The organism is Thalassotalea sediminis, from assembly GCF_030295915.1.
GTDB lineage: Bacteria > Pseudomonadota > Gammaproteobacteria > Enterobacterales > Alteromonadaceae > Thalassotalea_C > Thalassotalea_C sediminis.
Genome location: NZ_AP027361.1, coordinates 438,674 through 464,516, shown reverse-complemented (window position 1 = coordinate 464,516; position 25,843 = coordinate 438,674). Strand labels below are relative to the sequence as shown.

20 protein-coding genes and 1 other RNA gene are annotated in these 25,843 nt (G+C 40.3%); 10 read left to right on the top strand and 11 right to left on the bottom strand.

The window, feature by feature from the left end; all coding sequences use genetic code 11:
- Positions 1-185 precede the first annotated feature (185 nt).
- The 5 genes from QUE09_RS02105 (at position 186) to QUE09_RS02085 (ending at position 7,450) form a co-directional block, all read left to right on the top strand.
- Positions 186-1,286 (top strand): substrate-binding domain-containing protein, encoded by a 1,101-nt coding sequence (locus QUE09_RS02105; protein ID WP_286234553.1) that lies wholly within the window; start codon positions 186-188, stop codon positions 1,284-1,286.
- On the top strand, positions 1,283-2,251 hold the full coding sequence (locus QUE09_RS02100) for an ABC transporter permease (RefSeq protein WP_286234552.1): 969 nt from the start codon (positions 1,283-1,285) through the stop codon (positions 2,249-2,251). The genes QUE09_RS02105 and QUE09_RS02100 overlap by 4 nt, the downstream gene beginning before the upstream one ends.
- Positions 2,244-3,020, top strand: coding sequence for an ATP-binding cassette domain-containing protein (locus QUE09_RS02095; RefSeq protein ID WP_286234551.1), 777 nt, complete (start codon positions 2,244-2,246; stop codon positions 3,018-3,020). Before QUE09_RS02100 ends, QUE09_RS02095 begins: the two co-directional genes overlap by 8 nt.
- Positions 3,021-3,134: 114 nt before the next feature.
- Positions 3,135-4,751, top strand: a complete 1,617-nt coding sequence (locus QUE09_RS02090; protein ID WP_286234550.1) for a glycoside hydrolase family 3 protein — start codon at positions 3,135-3,137, stop codon at positions 4,749-4,751.
- A 119-nt stretch (positions 4,752-4,870) separates the two neighbouring features.
- Positions 4,871-7,450 (top strand): TonB-dependent receptor, encoded by a 2,580-nt coding sequence (locus QUE09_RS02085; RefSeq protein WP_286234549.1) that lies wholly within the window; start codon positions 4,871-4,873, stop codon positions 7,448-7,450.
- A gap of 871 nt (positions 7,451-8,321) precedes the next feature.
- Here the strand turns inward: QUE09_RS02085 and QUE09_RS02080 are convergent.
- Positions 8,322-11,996, bottom strand: coding sequence for a hypothetical protein (locus tag QUE09_RS02080; RefSeq protein WP_286234548.1), 3,675 nt, complete (start codon positions 11,994-11,996; stop codon positions 8,322-8,324).
- 638 nt (positions 11,997-12,634) lie between these two features.
- Positions 12,635-13,035, bottom strand: an RNA gene (rnpB, locus tag QUE09_RS02075) — RNase P RNA component class A.
- 203 nt (positions 13,036-13,238) lie between these two features.
- On the opposite strand from rnpB, the gene QUE09_RS02070 reads away from it, so the two are divergent.
- Complete coding sequence (locus QUE09_RS02070) at positions 13,239-15,299, top strand: TonB-dependent receptor (RefSeq protein WP_286234547.1); 2,061 nt, start codon at positions 13,239-13,241, stop codon at positions 15,297-15,299.
- Positions 15,300-15,335: 36 nt separating this feature from the next.
- Here QUE09_RS02070 and QUE09_RS02065 read toward each other — a convergent pair whose 3' ends face one another.
- The 4 genes from QUE09_RS02065 to rsmI are packed head-to-tail and all read right to left on the bottom strand — an operon-like array spanning position 15,336 to position 18,394.
- A complete protein-coding gene (locus QUE09_RS02065) occupies positions 15,336-15,875 on the bottom strand; it encodes a response regulator transcription factor (protein WP_286234546.1) in 540 nt (179 codons plus the stop codon).
- Complete coding sequence (locus QUE09_RS02060; RefSeq protein ID WP_286234545.1) at positions 15,872-17,116, bottom strand: ATP-binding protein; 1,245 nt, start codon at positions 17,114-17,116, stop codon at positions 15,872-15,874. Before QUE09_RS02060 ends, QUE09_RS02065 begins: the two co-directional genes overlap by 4 nt.
- 4 nt (positions 17,117-17,120) lie before the next feature.
- Positions 17,121-17,504 carry a hypothetical protein gene (locus tag QUE09_RS02055; RefSeq protein ID WP_286234544.1) on the bottom strand — a complete coding sequence of 128 codons (384 nt, stop codon included), beginning with the start codon at positions 17,502-17,504 and terminating at the stop codon, positions 17,121-17,123.
- Positions 17,505-17,545: 41 nt separating this feature from the next.
- The gene (gene rsmI, locus QUE09_RS02050; protein ID WP_286234543.1) at positions 17,546-18,394 is read right to left on the bottom strand and encodes a 16S rRNA (cytidine(1402)-2'-O)-methyltransferase; all 849 of its coding nucleotides are present in this window, start codon (positions 18,392-18,394) and stop codon (positions 17,546-17,548) included.
- Positions 18,395-18,481: 87 nt separating this feature from the next.
- Between rsmI and QUE09_RS02045 the strand changes: the two genes are divergently transcribed.
- The 4 genes from QUE09_RS02045 to QUE09_RS02030 are packed head-to-tail and all read left to right on the top strand — an operon-like array spanning position 18,482 to position 21,902.
- Positions 18,482-20,326 (top strand): penicillin-binding protein activator, encoded by a 1,845-nt coding sequence (locus tag QUE09_RS02045; protein ID WP_286234542.1) that lies wholly within the window; start codon positions 18,482-18,484, stop codon positions 20,324-20,326.
- The gene (locus tag QUE09_RS02040; RefSeq protein ID WP_286234541.1) at positions 20,313-20,702 is read left to right on the top strand and encodes a YraN family protein; all 390 of its coding nucleotides are present in this window, start codon (positions 20,313-20,315) and stop codon (positions 20,700-20,702) included. The genes QUE09_RS02045 and QUE09_RS02040 overlap by 14 nt, the downstream gene beginning before the upstream one ends.
- A gap of 26 nt (positions 20,703-20,728) precedes the next feature.
- Complete coding sequence (locus QUE09_RS02035; protein WP_286234540.1) at positions 20,729-21,319, top strand: phosphoheptose isomerase; 591 nt, start codon at positions 20,729-20,731, stop codon at positions 21,317-21,319.
- Between the two features lie 7 nt (positions 21,320-21,326).
- On the top strand, positions 21,327-21,902 hold the full coding sequence (locus QUE09_RS02030) for a BON domain-containing protein (RefSeq protein ID WP_286234539.1): 576 nt from the start codon (positions 21,327-21,329) through the stop codon (positions 21,900-21,902).
- A gap of 58 nt (positions 21,903-21,960) precedes the next feature.
- On the opposite strand, the gene QUE09_RS02025 is transcribed toward QUE09_RS02030, so the two are convergent.
- From QUE09_RS02025 to petA, 5 genes are all read right to left on the bottom strand, one after another.
- A complete protein-coding gene (locus QUE09_RS02025) occupies positions 21,961-22,404 on the bottom strand; it encodes a ClpXP protease specificity-enhancing factor (protein WP_286234538.1) in 444 nt (147 codons plus the stop codon).
- Positions 22,404-23,045, bottom strand: coding sequence for a stringent starvation protein SspA (gene sspA / locus QUE09_RS02020; protein ID WP_286234537.1), 642 nt, complete (start codon positions 23,043-23,045; stop codon positions 22,404-22,406). Before sspA ends, QUE09_RS02025 begins: the two co-directional genes overlap by 1 nt.
- An 81-nt stretch (positions 23,046-23,126) precedes the next feature.
- Positions 23,127-23,828, bottom strand: a complete 702-nt coding sequence (locus QUE09_RS02015; RefSeq protein WP_286235864.1) for a cytochrome c1 — start codon at positions 23,826-23,828, stop codon at positions 23,127-23,129.
- Complete coding sequence (locus QUE09_RS02010) at positions 23,825-25,087, bottom strand: cytochrome b (protein ID WP_286234536.1); 1,263 nt, start codon at positions 25,085-25,087, stop codon at positions 23,825-23,827. Before QUE09_RS02010 ends, QUE09_RS02015 begins: the two co-directional genes overlap by 4 nt.
- Positions 25,087-25,677 (bottom strand): ubiquinol-cytochrome c reductase iron-sulfur subunit, encoded by a 591-nt coding sequence (petA, locus tag QUE09_RS02005; RefSeq protein ID WP_286234535.1) that lies wholly within the window; start codon positions 25,675-25,677, stop codon positions 25,087-25,089. The genes QUE09_RS02010 and petA overlap by 1 nt, the downstream gene beginning before the upstream one ends.
- Between the last annotated feature and the right edge of the window lie 166 nt (positions 25,678-25,843).

The following is a 25,843-nucleotide window of genomic DNA, read 5'->3' as shown; positions in this document are numbered from 1 at the left end:
ATGAACAATCACCCCAAATGAATAATTAATTATCGTTATTATACTGATATTTTACGGAAAAGTAGTACCAATAGTAAAACTAATTGTGGTGAACATTTAAACAAAAACCATTAAGTCAAAATGATTGACAAATAAAATAATGGCACTAAGATAGCCTTAATGGAGAACATTATTAGGATAAATTCATGGCTAGTTATCGCCAAAAATTACTAAAACCAACGCGAAAATTATTATTAATTTCCACTTTAATTTCAACGATGTTTAGTGTCTTTTCCTACGCAGTTGATGTTGATAGCATTAAAAATGCAGCCAAATCAGATGACGTTAATTTGTCAAAACAAGACATCAGTACGATAAAAGCGAAAAAGTTAACTGCTGCCCTTGTATGGCATGGTTCAAGTGCTTGGGTAAGTGCTGTTACTAAAGGTGCAACCAAAACATTTGAAGACTTGGGCGTAAAGGTTGTCGCTGTAACAGACGCACAATTTGATCCGGCAAAGCAAGTGGCAGACCTTGAAAACATCAGTGCCTTGTCTCCCGATATCATTTTATCTTTATCTGTTGATAGTATCAGTACCAGTAGTAGCTATCGAGCAGCGATTAACAGTGGCGCTAAATTGGTCTTATTGAGTAACCCTATTGATGGCTTTGTTCACGGCAGAGACTACGTCGGTATTGTCACTGATGACATGTTTGGCATGGGTGAAGCGGCAGCAGAGCTAGTTGCTGAATCTCTAGACAATAAAGGTAATTTAGGCATTCTTTATCATGACGCCAAATATTTTATTACCAACAATCGCGATCAAGCCTTTGAAGATGCACTCTCGAACTACCCTGACATCAATGTTGTTACCAAACGTGGTTTTATTAAAGAACATGAAACCAGCAACATCACAGCTGCAATGGTACTGCAAAACCCTGAGTTGCAAGCTATTTATGTTTCATGGGATACCGCTGCCGAAGGCGTAATCGAATCACTTCGGTCTTTAGACAGACGAGACATTAAAGTTGTCACGCATGATTTAGGTATTAATAATCTATTAGACATGGCCATTGATGGCAATTTATATGGCACAGTATCAGATCGCCCATTTGATATTGGCGCGACCATGGCAAAACTTGGTGCTGCGTCCTTTATAGGTCAGTCTGCAGCACCTGTTACTATTGTGCCATTTGACAAAGTCACCAAAAAAGAAATTTCGTCAATTTGGCACCAAGCCTATAAAACACCATTGCCTTCGTTATTAAATAAAGCGTTGCAACAGACCAACGAGGATTCAGAATGACCACCCAGAGTTTATCTATCAGTCAATTTAAGCAGGTCGTATTAAGGCGCGATGCATACATATATTACATCTTCTTATTTGTCATGTTGTTCTTTGCCGTTATTCTGCACGATACAGCTTTTCTAACGGTTGCCAACTTCATGAATATTGTAAAGCAAACTGCGCCACTCACCATTATGGCTGTAGGACTAACGTTTGCGCTTGCCGTGGGACATATTGATTTGTCGATCGGCTCCACCGTTGCTTTAAGTGCGTTAGTCGGCGCGCTGCTTTTGCAGTACACCGGTATTCATTTTGCCGTATTAGGTGCGTTAACTGTTGGTGTTGCTATTGGCTTGGTCAATGGCTTTTTAATTGAACGCCTGCAGGTATCTTCGCTGCTCATTACCTTAGGTACAATGGGAATTGTTACTGGTATCGCAAGACAAATCACTAACTTAGAGTCTGTACCAATTATTAATCAGGATTTTAACTTTATATTTGGTGCGGGTAATGTCTTTGGTGTTCCAGTATTACTTATCTGGACCATAGGCATTGGCGCAATTGCCTACATCATACTCAATAAACTTGCTGCTGGACGACACGTACTTGCTGTAGGTGGTAATCCGACTGCATCTCTGGCAATGGGGCTTAAAGTCACTCGCATTAGAATCTATGCCTTGGTAGCCTCTTCGGCAGCGGCAGCTTTAGCGGGCCTACTTTATGCCGGCAGACTTCACGGCGCACGCTACACCTTAGGTGAAGCTGACTTGCTAACCGTTATAGCAGCCGTTGCTATTGGTGGTACCAGTTTATTCGGTGGCCGAGCCTGTATTATAGGTGCCATTTTAGGCTCATGGATCATGGGAATGATTAACAATGGTCTTATATTGTCAGGATTTTCTACCAACGAACAAATGATTGCTCGTGGTGTAATTTTGATCATTGCCGTGGCAATTGGCGTTAAGGAGATTAGAAATGGTTAGAACAGCATTAGATCAATCAGCATTGGAATTAACGTCAATCAAAAAGAGTTTTGGTGGTGTTCATGCCCTCAAAGATGTCAGTTTTAAAATAAATAAAGGTGAAGTTGTTGGTTTACTCGGTGACAACGGTGCGGGTAAATCGACTTTAGTCAAGTGCATTTCCGGCATACACCAACCTGATGCTGGTCAAGTTATCGTAAACGGTCACGAGGTCAATATTCAATCTCCTCAAGAAGCGCGTGATGTTGGCATAGAAACCGTATTTCAAGATCTTGCCATGATCCCGGAATTTAACATTGTGCAAAATTTATTTCTAAATCGTGAAATAAAACACAAAAACCCTATTCTCCGTTGGCTAGGTTGGTTGGACAATAAAGTAATGCTGAAGCAGGCCAAAAAATCGTTAAATCGATTAAACACGCGCATTCCTTCCTACAAAGAGCAAATTCACAATTTATCGGGTGGTCAACGACAAGCAATTGCCATTGCACGAGCAGTAAATTGGGGAGCTGATATCGTCATTATGGATGAGCCAACAGCAGCGCTCGGCGTTGAGCAAAGTGCTCAAGTCAACGACTTGATAAAAGTGATTAGCTCTCAAGGTGTCGCTGTTTTACTGATCAGCCACAACATGCAACACGTAAAAGAAACGTGTGACCGCGCTGTTGTCCTTTATCAAGGGCATTCCGTTGCTGATGTTGCTGTTGCAGACGTTAGCAAAGAAGACTTAGTCGCCCTGATAACTGGCGCAAAAGCCGCCGCAGCCTAAACCAATTAGATGAGTACTAAATGGCTATTGAGTACTCATCTAATTTACTGGATAAGCAAACCTCTGCCATAGATTTATATGGGAGATAGGACGCTTACGCCTTAAGGAAATGAGATGAATAATGCAAAAAAAGTAGAACAACTCATTAGCACGTTGACTATTGAAGAAAAGGTCGGTCAATTATTTGTGTTGGCTTTTGCAGGACATGACACTGACTATGCCTTAGATTTGATCAAGAATTATCATGTAGGAGGCTTCTACATAACTGATGACAATGCCGCTTCATTAACAGATGCCAAAATACTGTCAAAAACATTGCAAGCGCAAGCATCACTTCGCCCTTGTGATGCTCCCTTGTTACTTGCGGTTGATCAAGAAGGTGCTTGGGGCATATTAACCAAAGAAACCGATATCGGTCCAGGTAATCTGGCATTGGGTAAAGCTAACGATCTTGAACTTACCGAAAGCATGTACCAAGTATTTGCTCAACAGATGCAGGCAATAGGCTATAACACTTTATTGTCTCCTTGTGTTGATGTTAACGCTAATCCAAATAACCCTATCATCGGCCAACGGTCATTTGGCGAAGCGCCAGCGCTGGTAGCAAAGCATTCAATCGCTGCAATCAAGGGCGTAACAAAAACAGGTAACCTAGCCTGTGCCAAACATTTTCCGGGTCATGGTGACACCGCCATTGATAGCCACCGTAGCCTAGCGCAAGTCGATAAACCGCTTGAACAACTATTACAAGAAGACTTAGTACCGTTTCAACAATCGATTGATTCTGGCGTGTCTTTAATTATGACAGCTCATATTAACTACCCTCAGATTGATAGCGAATTTCCTGCCACGCTTTCAAAAACCATTCTCACTGACCTCTTAAAAGGCCAGATGAAGTTTAACGGCTTAATCATAACCGACAGCATGAATATGTGGGCGATGCGGAAAAATTTCCACCCTGTTCAAGCAGCGATCATGGCAATTAAGGCGGGTGCTCATTTGATTATGTTAAGTGAAGAACACTATGAAAATGAAGCAACCCCATACAAACAGATTCAACAAGACACCATTAACGGTGTTATTTTAGCTGTAAAATCAGGCGAATTATCAGAAGAATGTCTCAATGAAACGCTAAAACATGTGCTGTGTTTTAAATATCGAGATTTAGAAACCCAGTGGTTAACTGAACAACTTGATAAAGCAACATGTGCTAAGATTGCTGAACATGCCGCTGAAAAAGCAATTAAGGTACTGAGAAATTCAAACAACCTATTTCCACTTGAGCAGCGTCCATTTTATTTAACCTTTGCTGCCAACCCTACACTTTATGACAGCTTGGTCAATAGCCGAGGCATAGGCCCAAATGACCCACATCCTGCGAGTGAAGTTTTTACCCAGTCGCTGAGATCACAGAACGCTAATTTTACCGCGATCTCTTACCATGAATTTTCGGATATTCTCAACGCCAAAAAACAATTAGATAAAGACATTCCTGTTGTGCTGATCACTGAAGATTACCCATTACCTGGTGAAGACTTTTATAGCGAAGAACAATTAAATCGAGTCAAAGCAGCCCACAACTTATTTGACGACAAGCTTGTTGTTTTAGCATTAAGATCAGATTATGAATTAGCGCATTTTCCAGATCTTAATACCTATATCTGTACTTATTCAAGTCGTGCGGCTAGCGCAAAAGCTTTAGCAAAATCATTAATTTACCCACCAAACTAATAAGATAAAAAAATAAATAAAAAAATTGATTGACATTTAGTCAAAATGATTGATTATTAATTAGTAAAAGCAATTGACATAATAATTAGAACGATATTTAACTGAGGGAAAATAACAACATGTCTGTAAAACAATTTAAAAAATCAAAAATGCATTCAGCAATATTATGCTGCTTGTCTTTTGGTTCAGTTGCTATGATTTCAAGTCAAGCAATTGCCAATGAGCAAGAAGCAAAAAAAGCCGTTGAAGTTATTGAAGTAAAAGGTATTCGCGGAAGCTTAAGCAAGGCACTTAACGCGAAGCGATTTAGTGACTCTGTCTTAGACTCTATATCCGCAGAGGATATTGGTAAGTTTCCTGACAAAAACATTGGTGATGCGATGCAACGCATCCCTGGCGTTACCGTCGTTAGAACCTATGGCGAAGTAAATGGTGTCACCGTTCGAGGTACAGCGCCAGAGCATAGTATGGTGCTGCTTAATGGCCAAAATGTTGCCAGTGTTGGTTGGTTTGACTTAGGTGGTATTAACCGTAGCTTTAACTTTGAAATGTTAGCCGCTGAACAAATTTCAGGCATGGATTTATACAAATCAGCCGAAGCGAATGTCAACGAAGGAGCTATCGGTGGTACTGTTAACTTAAAAACGCGTAAACCACTAGACTTAGAAGCAGGTACTTTCTTTGCTTCAGCTGAAGGTGCTTATCATGATAGCGCAGAAGAATGGGATCCTGCCTATTCAGCACTAGGTAGCTGGAAAACTGAAGATGAAACATTTGGTGTATTAGTTGCCTACTCGAATGAAGAATCAAAGGTTTACCGAGAAACTTTGTCAAATTTTGGTACGCCAGGTGCAGGCAATCTAGCTGATGACCAAGGAAACACACATGCGACATATACCGCTATGTCATCTATTTTATTTGATGAAGACAGAGAGCGTTCAAGTACACAAGTTACTTTGCAGTATACGCCGAATGATAATCTTGAGCTCAGCTTAAACTACAACCTGTTTGAACTGAACAATGACCACAACAACTCTGCACTATTCGGTATTGTTGGGTTTGGAACAATTGACAGCAATTCGATTACCAAAAACAGCTCAAATGTAATTACCCGCGCAACAACAAATGGTGCCGGTGGCCCAGGTTTAGCACCTCTATTTAACAATACGGTATTGCGTACACCTGAAATGCAAACTGACGCGCTTAATTTGTCAGTAGATTATAACGCCGACGATTGGACAGTGAGTTTTGTCGCTGGTAGTTCAACGGCTGAAGGTAGAACAAAACAAAGCAGTACCTGGTGGGGTGATACCGAAAACACCGCCAATGCAGGTTATACCTACGACGTCAGTGGTGCACTTGAAATTATTCCGACTAATCCAAACTATATGAGTAGTCATGATAATTTTAAGATTTTCCAAGAATTTACTTACATTAACTATGTTCGTGATAATGATATCGACTATCTTCAATCAGATTTTAGCTACCAGCTAAATAGCGGTATTTTTACCACGATTGATGCGGGTATAAAATTCCAAGAGCAAACATTCGAATCACGCGGAGATTATCGTGATGTCGACGTAAACACTGCAATAGCAGATGGCTTAACGTTAGCAGATTTCAATGGTGGCTTTGTTAACGGTTTACATAGTAAAGAAGGACGTGCCGGCAGCTTATCAGCATTTCCTATCGCAAACCGCGGCTTATGGGACTACGCTGAACAAAACCAAGCTTCAACCACAACAACCTTAAGTAAATTCTCTATCGAAGAAGATATTACCGCTGCTTACATAAAAGCGAACTTTGAAGGCGAAGGTTTCCGAGGCAATATCGGCCTGCGTTATGTAGATACTGACGTTTTGTCTAAGGGAAGCATTGATGGCGTACCTTCACAAGGTAAGAAAAACTACACGAACTTTTTACCGAGTGTCAATATTGCCGCAGATATTTCTGAAGATCTTATCTTCCGTTTTGCAGCTGGTTCAACGGTAGCTCGTCCTGATTATGATGATATGCAAATGGCTGAAACCATTTCCGTGAGCTTTGGCACGGCAACTGTCGGTAGCCCAGACTTAGATCCTTACAAAGCCGACCAATATGATATTGGTTTAGAATGGTATTTTGATGAAGCTTCAGTTGTCGCGGCAACCATGTTCATTAAAAACATCAGTGACTATATTGAAACAACAGCCGCGACTGAACCTTATGCTGGTTGTTCTGACACTTGTTTAGTAACCCGTTCACGTAACGTAGGTACCGCTGATGTAACAGGTATCGAATTACAAGTGCAGCATGATTTTGACAATGGATTCGGTGTTCAAGGTAACTATACCTATACCGACAGTGAAGTCACTAATTCAGCGGGTAAAACAGTGCCGTTAAATGAAGTGTCTGAAAATTCATTTAATCTGTCTGCTTACTATGAAGACGATAACTTTAGTGCTCGAATTGCCTATAACTATCGCGATGATTGGATGCGCCAGTACAACGGAAGCGGCAGTGGCAGTGTTAACGACTCATATAGTCAAGTTGATGCTTCGATTGTTTGGCATGTGTTGGAAAATGTCGATATCTCGCTAGAAGCGGTTAACCTAACCAATGAAGCCTTAATATTGCGTCACCCAGATTATAACAACATCATCCACAGTGTTGATGAATTTGGTTCTCGCTATTATTTAGGCGCAAGTGTTAAGTTCTAATTAAACACTCCCTCTTTTCATATAGTAGGTTTCTACACGCGTTCCTACTATATGATGAGTAATCGTTTACTTTGTTGGTAAACAGTGAAACTAAACGATTAAAATGCGGTAATTTATTACCACTTTAATTTTAGCCAGAGTCATTAAGATCTGGCTTTTTTCCTTTATACGTTTCATGATTACCTTCTCTGTATTTTCCCCTTTTCAGCAATAAAAAAATGCTAAGTCGCTTTACACTCATACATTTCTTGAGATGCACATATATTTATAAGACTTTGTGAAGATATAATATCCTTTTAGAAGCATTGATAACATCTAATCACCCGCTTTGGGATGGTTTATCAAACAATTGGCTGATAGGTAATTACCTACTTTTATCTCACCCCTTACCCATTAGATAATGTAATGATCGATTACCTAAAGGTAGCCGCAATGAAAAAGTATCAAAATCGACGCCTTAAATATCATATAGTCTTTGAAATATGCTGTAACTCAGTCGTTCACGTCATTATCAAGTAATGCATTACAGCTATTAATTATTCAACGTAAAATAAAAAGAATGATTCAAAATCTATAAATAATGTAAGGCGGGTAAGTTGGATAATATTAAATGACTGATGACCTGACGCCGCGACATTAAAACGCAAGGTTATTTGAATAAGAGACACTAGAGCGTGTTGAACTTTCGAGGTTGTTTTTACGGCAATTTATGATGTTTTTAGACAAGGCAAATAATCAAGATTAATTATTAAACATTATATAAACTTTACTTTAAATCAGGCTAAAGAATATGTTTAACGCCCCTTTAAATATAGCTCTAATAAAAAAGCGGCTAAATTAGCCGCTGATTTTAGTTTTTATACAAGTATATTTAGTTACATGAAACTTCGGTCCAGAACCAAGTAGAAGTAGATGTTGGCTCTTCCCAAACGCCTGGGTTATTTTGCGCTTGAAAACATGAACCGTTATGAGATACAACATCGCCATTGTTGACTGCTGTTTGACCTGCAACCCAAGGTGTAATCGTGGTGCCAGTGTCATTAGTAATGGTCACTGTTGTCGACGCTGAATCACTCAGCTCTCCATCGCTTACTGTTAACGTGATCGTGGCCACAGTATCCGATGAAACATTCGCTGCCGTGAAGGTTGGGTTAGCGGCAGTTGCCGAACTGAAACTACCAGCACTAGAAGGTGAAACACTCCACTGGTAACTCAACGTAGTATTTGCATCAGGATCTGTTGAATTAGAACCCGTTAAGCTAACACTGTTACCCTCTAAAACACTAGAAGCTGAAGATGAAACGTCCGCTGTCGGCGCATTATTTGTAGCTGATGAATCGGTAATAGTTAATGAAACAGAATCGGTATCGCTCAACTCTCCATCACTTACCGTCAAACTGATAGTAGCCGTTGTATTCGCTGTCACATCGGCTGCGGTAAATGTTGGAGTTGCCGCAGTATTAGAGCTAAAGTTACCAGCACTTGCAGGTGACACACTCCACTGATAAGTCAAGGTTGTATTTGCGTCTGGATCTGTAGAATCTGAGCCCGTTAACGTAACAACATTACCCTCTTGCACACTAGCCGCTGAAGAGGAAGCTACAGCCGTTGGTGCGCTGTTACCGCCTGAGTTACATGAAACTTCACTCCAGAACCAAGTCGATGCTGGTGTTGGTGCTTCCCACACGCCTGGATTATTTTGAGCCATGAAACATAAACCGTTGTAAGAAACAATGTCACCATTTTCAACAACGGTCTGGCCTGCAACCCAAGGTGTAATTGTGGTACCAGTATCATTAGCCACGGTCACAGATGTTGATGCTGAATCACTAAGCTCACCATCACTAACTGTTAACGTTATCGTTGCAACAATATCCGAAGAAACATTCGATGCTATGAACATTGGATTTGCAGCGGTAGCCGAGCTAAAGGTACCAACACTAGCTGGTGAAACACTCCATTGATAAGTTAATGTTGTATTTGCATCGGGATCTGTAGAATTAGAACCCGTTAGGCTAACACTATTACCTTCAACAACACTAGATGAAGAAGCGGAAACAACTGCAGTTGGGGCGTTGTTCGATTGACTCATAGTAACATTAACTGTCACAGTAGCTGTGTTAGTCAGTTCCCCATCATTAACCGTCAAACTGATATTTGCCACTGTATCTGTCGAGACTTCCGAAGCAGTAAATATAGGATCTGCCGCAGTCGCCGAACTAAAGCTACCAGCACCAGCAGGTGAAACACTCCACTGATAAGTCAAGGTGGTATTTGCGTCTGGATCAGTTGAGTTTGAACCTGTTAAGTTTACAGAGCCACCTTCAACTACCGAAGAAGCCGAGGCTGATACAATAGCACTAGGCGCACTATTTGATGTTGAGTCGGTAACCGTTACCCAAGCCGATGTACTATCACTTAATTCACCGTCACTTACCGTTAAAGCAATATTTACATCGGTATCGGCGTCAACAGCAGCGGCTGTAAACGTTGGACTAACCGCAGTGGTCGAACTAAAGCTACCCGCACTGGAAGGCGTCGCGATCCACTGATACGTTAATGTTGTATTGGCATCAGGATCTGTAGAATTGGCAGCAGTTAAACCAATGCTTGTCCCTTCAACCACACTGCTTGCTGATGTAGAAAGAACCGCTGTAGGCGCGTTATTGCCTGTGCTGCCGTCGCTGCTCACCAATACCGCATGGGTTGCCGCATTGCTTGCTAAACCATTTACACCTTTAAGTTGGAAATAAAATTCCGTGGTCTTGCTAACGTTTGGCAAAGTAATAGCCGTAGTCAGCGAACTAGGGGAAGCAATCGTCGCTTGTGGAGAAAGTGGTTCAACTTGCGTCCATTGATAATCATTCGAGCCAGAAACTGTGCCCGTTACGTTTATCGTAGCACCACTAGTTGCATTACTTGCTCCATTTGCAGTTATGACAGGTCGCGCAGGAATAGTAATACCGCCTAACTGCGAGATATCACCAGACATTTCAGAAAACATTTCTGCCGTAAGATCTGTTAATTTAAGACCAACAAACTCAATTCTTGCCCAAGAATCAAACCCTATCTCAAGATGACCATCGGCATTTTCCCATGCAGACAAGTTAGATACAGCAACATGTCGGTCTGGAACTATCTTATCAATCATAGGACGGAAGCCAGTAACTGTATCTCTTGGGCTCCAGTCCATAACAACGGTTTGTGTATGGACAATATACTCATCCATATCTGTTGGTAAACTACTACTAGGAACCCCTTGTAGCAAAATACTTTGATTTCCTGGAAGTGTTAGAATAGTACCTGTTTGGTCACTCGTGCTAGCAATGGTCATTTGATCCAATGGCGCACCTGTCCACTCAACGCCTAAAGAAATGCGATCTTTGCCAAGGGTAAAATCATTGATAACCGTTTGATTGTTACCAGCAGCATGCTTTTGAATAACAATTTGGTCAATGCCGCCGCCAGTTGTAACCGTATCATTTCCCCAACCGGCAAAAAGTGTTTCAGTATGTTCGGTACCTGAAATTTGGTCATTGCTCGGAGTATCAAATACAGTATCATGACCTTGGAACATGTCCATATAAAAGCCAGCGGTTGTGCCAGTTTCATCGCCAGAATCAGTACCTTCAAAAATCGCTAAAATCACACCCAATGCTCCACGCAAATGAGTTGCAGCAATAATACCTGACATAGTAATTGTGGTAGTTTTAATAACTTGTTGACCGTTTTCTATGTGTTTGTAGTCGTAACTTGTTCCTAAAATATCAGACCAATCTTTGCCTCTTTCTTGCATCAAGTTGCGAAATTTTATGTAGTTTGAACGCATTAAGGCACGAATAATTTGCTCTTGTTTAGCGGGAATGCGCATATCATCAAAATGATAAATGTCGTCTTTACCACTAAAAGTTCCAAGCCATTCATTAACCTGCGGTGTAATTAGTTGAACCGTACCTCCTGGCCACATGAACGTAATGGTTTCTTTAACGCCAGTACATGTGTCTTCACTTTGACGACCAGTACCTGTTGCAGCCCATTCACTAGCTGGACGTGCAGAATAGTATTTACTCAGGCCATTTTCCGTTATAGGAATATAATAACCAGAGTCGATTAGTGTCGCTTCACCATTTTGATAACCAACAAAACCCCATGCATTAAGTGAACTATACTGCATTTTTCGGATCATGCGTTTACGCTCTTCTAAAGAAGCATTGTTGTCGTAGAAACGATCAACGTCTAACTTTTGAAAATATCTTTTTACTGAATGGGTTTCGCCAACAACACTACCGTCACATGCTAAGTCGATTCGACCAGGAATGTCATTACCAAAACTGTCCTTTTTTAAGTAGCTATAAGTACGAGCACTATCATTGTTGTAGTCAGCTTGATAGGCATTTACGATGGCATCGGTTGCATCTGGTAAACCAGACTCAAATCCACGTAGTGCATCTAAAAAGTTGGTCATATCGCCCGCATTTGCTAGTTGGGCTTGTCCACCCATAGTTAAGCAAATACAAGTGGCTATATATTTAATCTTGTTGTTCATAATTTGTAGTTTCCGTTTTGTGTAGTTCCGTCATGGTTAATCACACTTCAACAGCTTTTTGAGGTGTTTTTTTGAGCATTTTTTGTCAGCTACGGTAACCGTAAAACAAACTTGCAGTGAGAATAAAATGCACTGTAAACACATTAAGTAGTCAAAAATAATAAGTCAAGTGTTTTTACTAATTATCAAGAAAAACAAACAAATAATGGTATATTTTCTTATATTACAAAGAGTTAACTATTTACACCAAATAACACTACGGTGGTTATAATGATTTCTACGATAACTAATGGCTGGAATTTAACTAAATTCAAGCCAGTTTGAAGCATAAGTATTGTTCTTTTTAAATTTGATAAAAGTACCAAATGAATTAGTTAGAATCACAGATGAAAAGTGATTAAAAAATAAGGGGGTGTGTTAGCGAGTTTAAAGAGGTTGAAAAGTAAAACAGCGGCGAAACTTTACCTTTAAAAGTTTGAAATATAAGAAAATTTATGATTCTGCTTGATTAACATATAGAAAAAACAATTACTAAAATTTTGAGTTAGCCGATAAGTCGCTTTCGCTGAGGTATAAGCGTCGTAGACAATTGATTGTCTAAAAAGAAAAACCCTGATGTTACCATCAGGGTTTAAGAAAAAGTGAGTTAACACATAAGCCGGGTTCTGTCGTGGACAATCATTCGTCTAGGCTATGGATCGCTCCATAGCTCAAGCAACCTACCCGGTTTCAACGCGAGCCACGCCGTATGAAACCCTATTTGGTCTTGCTCCGGGTGGAGTTTACCCTGCTGCAAACTATTGCTAGTCGCCCGGTGCGCTCTTACCGCACCCTTTCACCCTTACCTGTGCTACTCTCTACCTAAATAGAAAGTAGCCATCGGCGGTCTTCTCTCTGCTGCACTTGTCGTCGGCTTGCGCCGCCCAGACGTTATCTGGCACCCTGCTCTTTGGAGCCCGGACTTTCCTCCCCTTGTCCTGTCTATTTATTATCGAAACAATAAATACAACGAACAAGCAGCGATTGTCTGGCTAACTCGGGGCGCATTCTACCCCAATATCTAAACAACAACAAAACATACTTGTACTTGCTACTTATTATTTTTAATGTAAAGCGAAATTGTCGATTAACTAAGCCTGTGACATATTGTCGCACTTTAGGGTTTTCTTGTTGTTTTTCAGTAAGCTTTGAAGAAATATAGCCTGCATAAATTAACCATCTTTTTGAAGTACTCTGCCCAAGATGAAAACCTTAAATCAACTGACTAAATCGCTTGTAATGGCTTTCCCACTGGTTCTATTAACCCCATACAATGCAACTGCTGATGACATAGAACAGATAGTTGTTCTTGGTGAAAGAACAACTGAACGTATCGCTGTTGTGGAAACAGAAGTGCAACATGCCGACATTTCCGACAATTTACGCTTAATTGCAGGTGCTAATGTTAATAAAAATGGCAGCTTAACGGGTATTGTTCAATATCGTGGACTGTACGGTGATCGCGTTGCCACGCAAGTCGGTGGGCAACATATTATCGGAGCGGGACCAAATGCAATGGACACACCGCTGAGCTATAGTCCAGCGATTATCACTGATAGCATTACCATGCAACGTGGTATTGCTTCGGTCACTTCGGGTATCGAATCACTTGGTGGATCAATCAATACCACGCTTAAACAGGCACATTTTTCAGAAACAACGCATGCATTACTTTCTGGAGATGTGCGTATTGGCTATCAAGAAAATGGCGAATCAAAAAATACCGCAGGTTTGATAAACCTAAGCACAAACAAAGCTGCATTAATGGCTTATATAGATACGAGAATGGCAGAACACCTAACTGCCGCAGATGGCAGGGTCATTACACCAACAGGCTATACCAAAACACAATCAGGGTTTTCAGGCGCAGTACGCTTTAACGATGCCACCTTAGGTGTTAATTATCACTATAACGACACCCATGAGGCAGGTACACCTTCACTGCCCATGGATATTGATTTTATCTACACACATCGTACACAACTATATGGCAAGCACGCTCTCGCAAAGGGTGAGTTAAGTTGGCAGCTTGGCTTTATTGATGCTGATCATAAAATGGACAACTTTCAACAGCGCATGAATATGATGCCAACAATGCATCGCAGCAATCACGCACAATCTGAAACGACTTCGTTTACCATTGATTGGAAAAATAACGCATGGACGTTAGGGTTTGATGGATACCAATCAACACACGATGCGACCATTACCAACCCAAATAATATGATGTTTAATATTGCAAACTTTAACAATATTAAAGATAAAAAAATTAGTTTGTTCGGGGAGTATCAACAACACTATTTGGCACATACAGTAACACTTGGTGCGAGAGTTAAACGTATCTCCGCCAAAGCGGACAACGTCAGCCATCATATGGCGATGATGAACCCCACCATAAAAGAGCTAGTCACCTCTTTTAATCAAGGTGATCGCCACCAGAATGACACAAATACAGACTTAACCTTAGATTGGTTACTCCCCAAAATACATAATACGCAATTACTCATTTCCATTGCCCAAAAGCAACGAGCACCAAGTTATCAAGAACGATACTTGTGGTTACCAATGGAAGCAACTGCCGGACTTGCAGATGGAAATACTTACCTTGGAAACGTTAACTTAGAGAGTGAAACCGCTAATCAAATAAATATAGGCACAACATATCAAACGGATAATTTTATGTTTGTCGGTGATATTTTTTATACCCGTATTAATGACTATATACAGGGAATGCCAAATATGAATATGCCGGTCAATATGTTGGCAAAAATGATGATGAACAGTGACACGGTATTGCAATTTTCTAACGTGGATGCACAGTTATCAGGCTTTGATGGACAATTAGTTTACCAACTTGGAGAGTACTGGCAACTTTCAACGACTGTGAGCTATGTTAGAGGAAAACGTAAGGATATTGATGATAACCTCTATCGTGTTGCTCCACTTAATGGTCATCTCGCTTTGAGTTACCAAGGGGATGGGTGGCAAGTTACAACTCGCTTACATGCCTTTGCTTCACAAGATAATGTCGCCACCTTAAACCATGAAAAATCCACTGCAGGCTATGGTTATATCGATATCGTTGGTGATTACCAACTCGCCAATCAACTCAGCCTTAATTTTGGCGTTAAAAATTTAACAAATCGCGAATATCAAGATCACTTGTCTGCATACAACCGCGTTAATGGCAGTGATATATCGCCAATGTCTCGCATACCAAGCACAGAAAGAAGCGTTTGGTTAACGGCCACACTATCATTCTAAGTTCCGCATATAGACATCTGTCTATACCCTTACGCCCTAGTTTTTACTAATAAAGCTAGGGCGTTTTTTTAACTTTCGTTGTAACGTTCTTCTGTGCATTGAAAGATGACGTGCAGCCGCGGAAATATTGCCATCATTGGCTCGCAATACTTGCTGAATATGTTCCCATTCTGCTTGCTCTGCACTTAAGTGTTTAGGCACGTGAGTAAATTCAGTCGCGATATTTTGATCACTTACGTCGAGTGTTTTTAACAATGTATCAGTATCTATAGGTTTCGCTAAGTAATCATCAGCCCCTAATTTAATTGCCTTTACCGCCGTAGCAATGCTGGCATACCCGGTTAACAGAATAATGCGGCAAAAAGGTAATACATGCTTTATAGGTGAAATAAGTGTTAAGCCACTCTCTCCCGCTAAATGCATATCTAACAGGATCGCATCTGGCTTAAAAGACCTCACTTTCAATAAAGCATCACTGTTATTTTCACTATGTTCAACAGTAAGTTTGTACTTACTCAAACGTCGTGACAGTACAGAAGCATACGCTTGATCATCTTCTATAAGCAGTACTTTCATGGCGGCAATGTCTCTTTTAATGGCATAGAAATCACAACAACCGCACCACCTGATTGATGATTATCTAACCACAGTTTACCTGATAATCGTTCAAGGCTCGCGTTACTCAACATAATCGCAACACCTAAGCCATGCTCACTTATTTGAGGGAAGTCCCCCAGTTCTTTTAATTGTTCAACGATAAACCCAGTGCCATAATCTCGAATTGATAAACACCACTCGTGCTGCTTTATGCTTGATTCAATTTCAATAACATTATGTTCACTTTCTTGGCTAGCATGCACGGCATTATCAATCACGTTAACAACTGCAGGAATAAACGAACCATCTATAGCAATATTGGCTGTTTCAGCATTGTTAATAAATTGAAAACTCACATTTGGGTAAGTTAATTGACAGTGACTTTTTATTTGCTTTAGCAACAACGTACAAGCAATTGTATGTTTTTCATTTGTTTTAATCTGCTCAGATGTTGCTCTAAAAGCACGTAAGCTTTGTGAACAACGTGCCACCTGTTGGGTAATGTCTGCCACTAAAGCAGGATCAACATGTGCCTCTTCTTTAAGCTCTTCTGTCAATAATTGCAATGTAGCTAAGGGCGTTGCTAAATTATGTGTAACCTGCGCAGAAGCAACCCCTAGCGCAATAATTCGCTCCTTTTTTAATTGTTGCTCACGATATTGTGCAATCGTTTTTTCACGACCAGCAATGGTACGAGCTAAATAGCCTACAACGAGCGAAAGCACGAGCGCAGAAAAAAGGAAATTTAACCACATGCCAATGAAATGACCTTCCATATTTCCATGCATAACATGCATTGGCATGGTCCACAATAATATAGAGTAAATAACAATGGCACAGGACGATATGGCAAGACACCCCAAAAATGGCAATGTAATCGCCGCAATTGCAATGGGCACAAGAAATAACGAAATGAAGGCGTTTGTTGCCCCTCCACTAAAATATAATAAGCAACCTAAGAACATAACGTCAGCTAAAAGCTGCACCAATACAAGGTGCTTACTTGAATGACTTGTAGTTCTGGTTTGTACAAAGCTCGCTATATTGAAGGCTAACTCTACTCCAATAACGATGAACATGGGTAACCAAGGCAATTGGTAATTTAATGCCAAATTTACAAATAACAGTAGAAAAACTTGAAGTATAATCGACATACCTCGTAGTGCCATAATAAGCTCTACGGTCGACATGCGAGAAAAAAAACTGAGTAATTTAATCATTTATTTACTCTTCTAACTGGGTTTTAAGCCAAGCTATAGCGCTGTTATCATCGGCGAAAAACTCAATATTTTGCTTTTTCAGTGCAGGTGTTCGAGCTAATATAATATGCTTCAAAGCGAGTGACTCTAGCACAAAGGCTTTGGCAATAACTGGCTGAGAGTTCAACCAATTATTGTAATCATTCAGTACTTGATAAGCTTCTGGCGTGCCACCATCAACTTCCGTATCATTAATTAGCATCGCAAAGCCTTTTCCATGTATAGCTGCAATGTGTTTTTTCACTGCATCTACGTAAGCGTGAACGCCAGTTTCATTGAAACTCCCAATGAGTTTTACCAACAATATATTGTCTTGCCGCACAATTTGATGGGTTCCGTGTGACGCCACGCTATTACTCCTATTAAAATCTACTCATCTGCATATTACCGCTATTTATAGCTTAAACTTAACTCATACAATGCCTTTTTATTTACACTGTATAAATCTGCGATAACCGCACAGGCTTTCTTCGGCGGTAATTCTTTTAACACTCTTTTTAATGCACGCTCAACGTCAGCTGTAATTTCTGAGGCTGACGCTGTCATTCCTTCAATAATCAAAACCATCTCACCTTTTAATTGATTAGGATCGTTTGATAACCAAGCATGCATTTCACCTGCTTTCGCTGAGTGTATAGTTTCAAAGGTTTTGGTTAATTCTCGCGCGATTACGATATAACGTTCCTCGCCTAAAACGGTAACAATATCAGCGACTGTATCTATTGCTCTTCGAGGTGCATCATAGAAAACCATTGTTCTTGTTTCATTGGCTACATTTTGCAATGTTGCCTGTCTTGCACCAGATTTTGATGGTAGAAAACCTTCAAACGCAAACCTGTCCGTCGGTAATCCTGCAACAGATAAAGCTGCTATAGCAGCACAAGCGCCTGGAACTGGCGAAACGTTGAGACCTAGCTGTCGACAATAACGCACTAGGTGAAATCCAGGATCACTAATAAGTGGCGTTCCCGCATCTGACACTAACGCGACATTATTACCTGCGGTTAGCTGCTCACCAATATACTCTTGCTTTTGACGTTCATTGTGATCGTGCAGAGACATCGTTTTTCCATTAATAGAAAAAGCGGACAAAAGCTTTTTGGTATGTCGAGTGTCTTCACATGCGATAATATCCACATCACGTAAAGTATCTATAGCTCGTTGGCTAATATCACCAAGATTGCCTATTGGGGTTGCAACAATAAACAATGTTCCGGCGTTCTCTTCTGGTAAAGTCATTTAAATAGTTCTGTTGAGCCAAAAGTGTTTGGCGTTTATTATAAAGCAATATCAATCAAAAAGATCCATCAATTGTAAGGCTTGTTAGTGACATATCATTACTTTACCGTAAAAAGTTTGCTCAGTGTTGTATTCGTCGCCATATTATTATTACTAGCAAGTTGCGCGACAAAACCCGTAAAAAAGGCAAAGCAAACACAAACGCAGCAACAAATTATCGCCAGTGAAGCCCTAACAGAATCTTCACAAGATTACTTAGCGCAGGCTGAGAAAACAAAGGGAGAACAAGCGACAGCTTTATTGGTAAAGGCAGCACGCCAATTGATCAATGAAAATGAAAACAAAAAAGCGTTATGGCTCGCGAAACAAATTCAACCACTAACAGACCGATTCGCAGTTAAATACCAACTTACGTTAATTAGCGCCCAAAGCTTGTTAAATTTAGGTGAGCTTGAAAAAGCATATCTACACCTTTTAGAAGCAGAAAAATGGCTTGATGGCTCCTCTCAACCTGAAGAATATTATTATCTTTTATCAGCGATACAACAGCAAAGGGCTCTACCTTTAGCATCATTAGACGCTAAATTACGCGGTTTAGCATTAGCAAATAAAGAAGTGTATCAGCAGCAAGCACAACAAGTTTGGCTCGATTTAAACAAGTTATCGCAGTGGGAAGTTGAGCTTTTAACACAGTTAAATCCTCCTTATTTTACCGGTTGGAAGCAATTACTTAATTTTGCACATCGCTTTGGCTATCAACCCGCGACTTTTAATCGTTATTTAACACAATGGCAACGCGATTACCGCGATCACCCTGCTAATACCGTTATCGCTAGTTTATCAAGCGAGACAGTACAAGATGAAGATGACGAACACAACATAGCCGTTCTATTACCCTTAACAGGAAAACAAAAGGCAGCAGGTGAAACTGCACAACAAGGTATATTAGCGGCATATAACAATAATCGAGAAACCGCATTACATTTCATAGATACTTCAACGGTTGATTTTCAGTTGCTTGCGGAGCAACTTGCTGAGCTCAATATAGATCATGTGATTGGTCCATTGTTAAAGCAGAATGTCGATACCTATTTATCACAATCTTCATTAACCTTGCCGACATTATTATTAAACCTACCACAAAATCAGGCATTAAAAGATAACCATATGGTATTGTCAATGAACCCTGAAGATGAAGCAATTCAAGCAGCAACTACGTTAAGTAGACGTAACTTTACCTCACCCATTGTATTTGCTCAACAAGACAGCATTAGTGAACGCATAGCTAAAACATTTAGTGCCCAGTGGCAACGAATTAACGGTAAGTCGCCGGAGGTAATCGTCTTTGAAGATGCGAGTAAAGTGCAGGAAAAATTAGAGAGTACACTCGAGCTAGATAAGAGTAAAAAGCGCATCAGAGATATTGACAGACGCATACGTCAACAACTTAAAACACAAGAGCGAAATCGTCTTGATATTGACATGATCTATATCGTTGCTTCACCCAATGAAACGCGGTTACTAAAGCCTTACATTGATGTTAATATTTCACCTTTTGCCCGTGCAATTCCTGTATTTGCAAGCTCCAGAAGCCATAGTGACAATAGCGATAAAAGTGACAGTCGCGACCTTTCAGGCTTATCGTTTACCGAAATGCCTTGGCAATTACGTAGTAAGCAACAAAATCAATCACTCAAACAACTCAGCTCTCAAGTTTGGCCTGATAGAAGTGACAGTTTAGAACGTATATTTGCGATGGGGTATGATAGCTATGCTCTGATTAAAAAGTTTACTGTTTTTAAACAACAACCTTATATACGCCATTATGGACAAACAGGCGTATTAAAATTAAACCAACAAGGCGTATTAACTCGCAGTCTGCTGTGGGGGACCTACCAAAAGGATCGGGTAGAAGAAATTGATATCGAATAAACATGATAAAGCATTAGCACAAAGTACAATGCCAAGCCAAGGTGATTATTGGGAGGCACAAGCACTTAAATACTTGAAGCAACAACAACTCACCTTTATTCAAGCAAATTTTCATGGCAGATTGGGTGAAATAGACTTGATCATGAAAGAGGGCAACACCATAGTATTTGTAGAAGTAAAATATCGAAAAAACAAACGCTTTGGTGGTGCAATTTCAGCAATAGGTATAGCAAAACAAGAAAAAATTCGCAAAACAGCAGCATTTTTTCTGCAACAACAAGGTCTAAACGCTTATAATACTGCCTGTCGATTTGATATCGTCGCTATCGAAGGCGGTAATATTCCCGAAATAATTTGGCTGAAAAACGCCTTTTGACTCGATTTTTAGGAGCCAATTTAACAATGTTAGAGCGCATCAAAAGTAACTTTACTGAAAGTATTCAAACAAAAATCGCCGCGAGTGAAGCGCTTGCAGGCCCTATAGAACAAGCTTCTTTAATAATGGTTCAATCTTTATTAGGAGGTCACAAGATATTGTCATGTGGTAACGGAGGTTCAGCTGGCGATGCACAACATTTCTCTGCAGAGCTTCTTAACCGTTATGAAACTGAACGACCAAGTCTACCTGCCATTGCATTAACTACAGATAGCTCTACAATCACATCAATAGCAAATGACTATCATTATGATGAAGTCTTTTCCAAGCAAGTTCGAGCATTAGGTAATGCTGGTGATGTTTTACTTGCCATCTCAACAAGTGGTAATTCTCGCAATGTTATTAAAGCGATAGAAGCGGCAGTGGCTCGCGATATGCCAATTATTGCCCTAACAGGCAAAGATGGTGGCGATATCGCTGGTTTGCTTGGTGAGAATGACGTAGAAATTCGCGTACCGTCTTCACGTACTGCACGTATTCAAGAAGTTCATCTAGTTGTTATACATTGTTTATGCGATATTATTGATTCAACCTTATTTCCGCAAGACGAAGAATAAATAACCTATGAAAGCAACGAATGGATTATTGCTACTCGCTACCGTTTCTATGTTACAAGGTTGTGTTGCAGCAGCCGTTGTAGGGGTTGTGGGTGGCGCGAGTGTCGTTACAGACAATCGCTCAATTGGCAATCAAATTGATGATCAGAAAATTGAAATAGCAGCTCATGCTAAACTCGCCAATGTCGCAGGTATATCAGATAACACGCACCTTCAAGTCGTCAGTGTTAATGGTAAAGTACTTGTTGTAGGGCAAGCGCCTAATACCTACTTAAAAGATCTCGCGATAAAAACCATCAACCAAGTCAATGGTGTTGACTATATTCATGATCAAATACGCATAAGTAACGTGACGTCACTGGCAACACGCAGTAATGATGTATGGTTAACATCAAAGGTTAAAACAGCATTATTTAAAAAAGACGATTTTGACGCGAATAACGTTAAAGTTGTAACTGAAAATGGTGAAGTATTTTTAATGGGGTTAGTCAGTAATAAACTCGCTAGTAGCGCCGTTGAAATTGCACGCCATGTTGGTGGTGTAAATCGTGTTTTTAAAATGTTTGAAATCGTCGAAGGTTAGCGTATTGTTAGCATCGAATCTTTGAAGTCATAAAAAAACACTCCTATGAGTGTTTTTTTTATTTGACCACTTTTAAGCTAGCTCGACCTCGAGGTTTTGTCGGAGGTGTGGGCTCAGGATCATCGTCGTCATTGTCAACAGCACTTACAGGTGTAAGACAAATATCTTCTTCTGTAGGTGGATGTTCAATTGCCAATGAAGTACCAGCACCATTTTCTTTTGCATAGATAGCGGCTATAGCACCGAAAGGCACGGTTAAATGTTCTAACTTTCCGCCGAATCTTGCTGTAAACTCAATTTTATCACCTTCAAGTGAAATAGAGCCAACAGCAGATGGCGCGATATTAAGAATGATTTGATCATCCGATACAAATGCCATTGGTACCAACACACCGTATACATTTACATCAACGGCAATATAAGGTGTTAAGCTGTTATCACAAATCCAATCATAAAAAGCCCTAACAATGTAGGGCTTTGATGAAGTCATTTCAACAGACATTATACCGCGGCACCATAGCGAAGCTCACGCTCAGCTTCAGTTAACGACGCTTGGAATGAATCACGTTCAAATACACGTAACATGTAAGTTTTAAGCTCTTTAGAACCAGCACCTTCTAACTCAATACCAAAAACAGGTAAACGCCATAATAGCGGCGCTAGATAACAATCAACTAAGCTAAACTCTTCACTCATAAAGTATGGTGCTTCATTTAAAATAGGAGCAATGCTTAATAAACTTTCAGCAAGTTCTTTACGTGCTTTTGTTGCTTCATCAGCAGTACCGTTCATGATTAAGCGTGCAAGGCTATACCAGTCTTGTTCAATCCTATGCATCATTAAACGACTACGACCACGAGACACTGGGTAAACAGGCATCAATGGTGGATGAGGAAATCGCTCATCTAAGTACTCAATAATGATAGACGCTTCATAAAGTGCTAATTCGCGATCGATTAATGTTGGCACGGTTCCGTACGGATTTAAGTCTAATAAATCCTCAGGCAAATTCGCCATATCAACTAAGTGGATATCTACACCAACGCCTTTTTCTGCCAACACAATGCGTGTTTGATGACTATACATATCATCTGCATGTGAATATAAGTTCATGACAGAGCGTTTATTTGCAGCAACGGCCATTTCGCCTCCAAAAAATATTCAATTATAACTAACAATGGGGGCAGAGCCCCCAAATAACATTACGCCTTGTTGATGCGCAAATTAATGCACATCTCTCCAATATTCTTTCTTAAGTAGATAAGAGAATATTAGAAGAATAAATAAAAATCCGATAACGTAATAACCAAGTTGTTCACGTTCCAGCTTGTTTGGCTCTGCAACATACTCCAAGAAGTTCGTTAAATCGCGCACAAACTCATCGTATTCTTCTGGTGACATTGTACCACCAACAGCAGGTGTCAAATGACCATTTTCATCTAAGGTTTGTATACCCTGTAAACCCTGTAAAACATGTGGCATCGCTACATCTTTAAAGATTTTATTATTAACGCCAAACGGACGATTCTCATCTACATAGAATGAACGTAAATACGTATAAATATAATCAGGACTTCTAAAACGTGCTTCTAACGTTAAGTCTGGTGGTGTAGAACCAAACCAAGCTGCAGCATCTTTCGCAGGCATAGTATTAGTAATATGGTCACCAGGTTTTTCACCTGTTGGCATATACTTTTCTTTACCTTCTGCTTCGCTAATACCTAAATCACGAAAAGTGCGGTTATAACGTTGATATTGCAGTTGGTGGCAACCTAAACAATACTTTAAGTACGATTCAAAACCACGCTTTAATGATGCCTTATCTGATAAATCATTATTCGCTTTATCTAGTGGCAATGAGCCCCCAGCAGCAATTGCTAAGAAAGGGGCACACGCTAATAGTGTTACAATTAACTTTCTCATTATCCTGTCACCCTCTCTGGTACTGGTTTGGTTTTTTCATTTTTACTGTAGAACCACAGTAAGATAAAGAAGCCAAAGTAGCCTAAACTCGCAATTCGACCAATTAAGTTCGCCAAATCAGTTGCCGGCATAGTACCTAGCACACCCAAGACAATGAAACTAATCGCAAACTGCGTTAAGTTAAGTAGATGCGCTTTACTACGATAACGGATTGACTTAACCGTACCGCGGTCAAACCAAGGTAACGCGAATAGCATACCGATTGCAGCAAACATGGTTATCATACCGAATAGCTTGTCTGGTACTACCCTCAAAATAGTGAAGAAAGGACCAAAATACCATACAGGTACAATATGCTCTGGCGTTTTCAAGCCGTTAGCAGGTTCAAAGTTTGGTGCTTCAATGAAGTACCCGCCACCTTCTGGCGCAAAAAACATAACCCATGAAAAACCAATCAAGAAAATAATTACAGCAACCAAGTCTTTAACGGTGTAATAAGGGTGGAAAGGTACCGCATCAACAATGTCATACTTTTTAGTATATTGTTTATGGAACGTAAATTTACTTTGTTCTTCTTCAGGCACACTACCCTTTGGTTTTTTAATATCAGTACCGTCAGGGTTGTTAGAACCAACTTCATGCAACGCAATAATATGTAAAAATACCAAGACACAAAGCACTAATGGTAGAGCAATAACATGTAAAGCAAAGAAACGATTCAACGTTGCACCAGAGATAACATAGTCACCCTTGATCCAAATAGTCAATTCCTCACCCACTAAAGGTATCGCGCCGAATAGCGATATAATTACCTGCGCTCCCCAATACGACATATTACCCCATGGTAACAAGTAACCCATAAAGGCTTCAGCCATAAGTACAAGGAAAATAAACATACCAAAAATCCACAGCAATTCACGTGGTTTTTGGTAAGAACCATACATCAGGCCACGGAACATATGCAGATATACAACAATGAAGAATGCCGATGCACCTGTTGAATGCATATAACGTAGCAACCAGCCGTAATCAACATCACGCATGATATATTCGATTGAAGCAAAAGCGCCTGCACCTGATGGTTCATAATTCATAGTTAACCAGATACCCGTTAGGATTTGGTTAACTAATACTACTGTCGCCAAAATTCCGAAAACATACCAAAAGTTAAAGTTTTTCGGTGCCGGATATTGGATAGCATGCTTGTTCATGGCATCCATAAATGGCAAACGTTTTTCAATCCAAGCCATAAAGTTTTCCATTATGCGTCTCCTTGGCTAACACCAATTAACAAGGTGTCTTCAGTAGGGAATGAATGCTCAGGAACTACAAGGTTTAGTGGTGCTGGAACGCCAGAGAAAACACGACCTGCCATATCAAATTTAGAACCGTGACAAGGACAGTAGAATCCATTTTTAACGCCTTCTACTACTTCTTCAAAATCACCTTTACGATAAGTTGGAGCACAACCTAAGTGAGTACAAACACCTAATGCCACCATTATTTCAGGTTTAATTGAGCGGTACTCATTAGCCGCATATTCAGGCTGTTGAGGTTCGGCAGACTTAGGATCACGAAGTTGATCTTCATGATTCGCTAAAGTATTAATTGTTTCATCAGTACGACGTACGACATAAACTGGCTTACCGCGCCATTCAGCACGGATTAATTGACCGGGTTCAACCTTACCTACATTGACTTCAACTGGTGCCCCTGCGGCTTTCGCACGCTCACTTGGGTTCCAGGAGCCAATGAAAGGCACAGCCACACCGACAGCGCCAACACCACCAACTACCGAAGTAGCAGCAGTTAAAAAGCGTCGACGGCTGTTATTCACAGGCGCATTGCTCATCCAACATCTCCAAAATTTGTATTATTTATTTAAAGTTAGAATTCTTGTTGCTCTCTAAGCATAGCCAAAGCGTTGATTCTTTTTCAAACAAATAAACTTAGCGATAAAAAAATTTTTCCGATCATAAAGAAAAGCCCTGATTTTTACAAGGAAATAAAGCGGTTTA

What these genes read in the sequence shown, in the direction of transcription:
- sspA (WP_286234537.1), bottom strand. Translation starts at nt 23,045, where the DNA reads ATGGCCGTTGCTGCAAATAAACGCTCTGTCATGAACTTATATTCACAT.
- petA (WP_286234535.1), bottom strand. Translation starts at nt 25,677, where the DNA reads ATGAGCAATGCGCCTGTGAATAACAGCCGTCGACGCTTTTTAACTGCT.
- QUE09_RS02105 (WP_286234553.1), top strand. Translation starts at nt 186, where the DNA reads ATGGCTAGTTATCGCCAAAAATTACTAAAACCAACGCGAAAATTATTA.
- QUE09_RS02010 (WP_286234536.1), bottom strand. Translation starts at nt 25,087, where the DNA reads ATGGAAAACTTTATGGCTTGGATTGAAAAACGTTTGCCATTTATGGAT.
- QUE09_RS02070 (WP_286234547.1), top strand. Translation starts at nt 13,239, where the DNA reads ATGAAAACCTTAAATCAACTGACTAAATCGCTTGTAATGGCTTTCCCA.
- QUE09_RS02095 (WP_286234551.1), top strand. Translation starts at nt 2,244, where the DNA reads ATGGTTAGAACAGCATTAGATCAATCAGCATTGGAATTAACGTCAATC.
- rsmI (WP_286234543.1), bottom strand. Translation starts at nt 18,394, where the DNA reads ATGACTTTACCAGAAGAGAACGCCGGAACATTGTTTATTGTTGCAACC.
- QUE09_RS02085 (WP_286234549.1), top strand. Translation starts at nt 4,871, where the DNA reads ATGTCTGTAAAACAATTTAAAAAATCAAAAATGCATTCAGCAATATTA.
- QUE09_RS02080 (WP_286234548.1), bottom strand. Translation starts at nt 11,996, where the DNA reads ATGAACAACAAGATTAAATATATAGCCACTTGTATTTGCTTAACTATG.
- QUE09_RS02060 (WP_286234545.1), bottom strand. Translation starts at nt 17,116, where the DNA reads ATGATTAAATTACTCAGTTTTTTTTCTCGCATGTCGACCGTAGAGCTT.
- QUE09_RS02035 (WP_286234540.1), top strand. Translation starts at nt 20,729, where the DNA reads ATGTTAGAGCGCATCAAAAGTAACTTTACTGAAAGTATTCAAACAAAA.
- QUE09_RS02100 (WP_286234552.1), top strand. Translation starts at nt 1,283, where the DNA reads ATGACCACCCAGAGTTTATCTATCAGTCAATTTAAGCAGGTCGTATTA.
- QUE09_RS02065 (WP_286234546.1), bottom strand. Translation starts at nt 15,875, where the DNA reads ATGAAAGTACTGCTTATAGAAGATGATCAAGCGTATGCTTCTGTACTG.
- QUE09_RS02025 (WP_286234538.1), bottom strand. Translation starts at nt 22,404, where the DNA reads ATGTCTGTTGAAATGACTTCATCAAAGCCCTACATTGTTAGGGCTTTT.
- QUE09_RS02030 (WP_286234539.1), top strand. Translation starts at nt 21,327, where the DNA reads ATGAAAGCAACGAATGGATTATTGCTACTCGCTACCGTTTCTATGTTA.
- QUE09_RS02090 (WP_286234550.1), top strand. Translation starts at nt 3,135, where the DNA reads ATGAATAATGCAAAAAAAGTAGAACAACTCATTAGCACGTTGACTATT.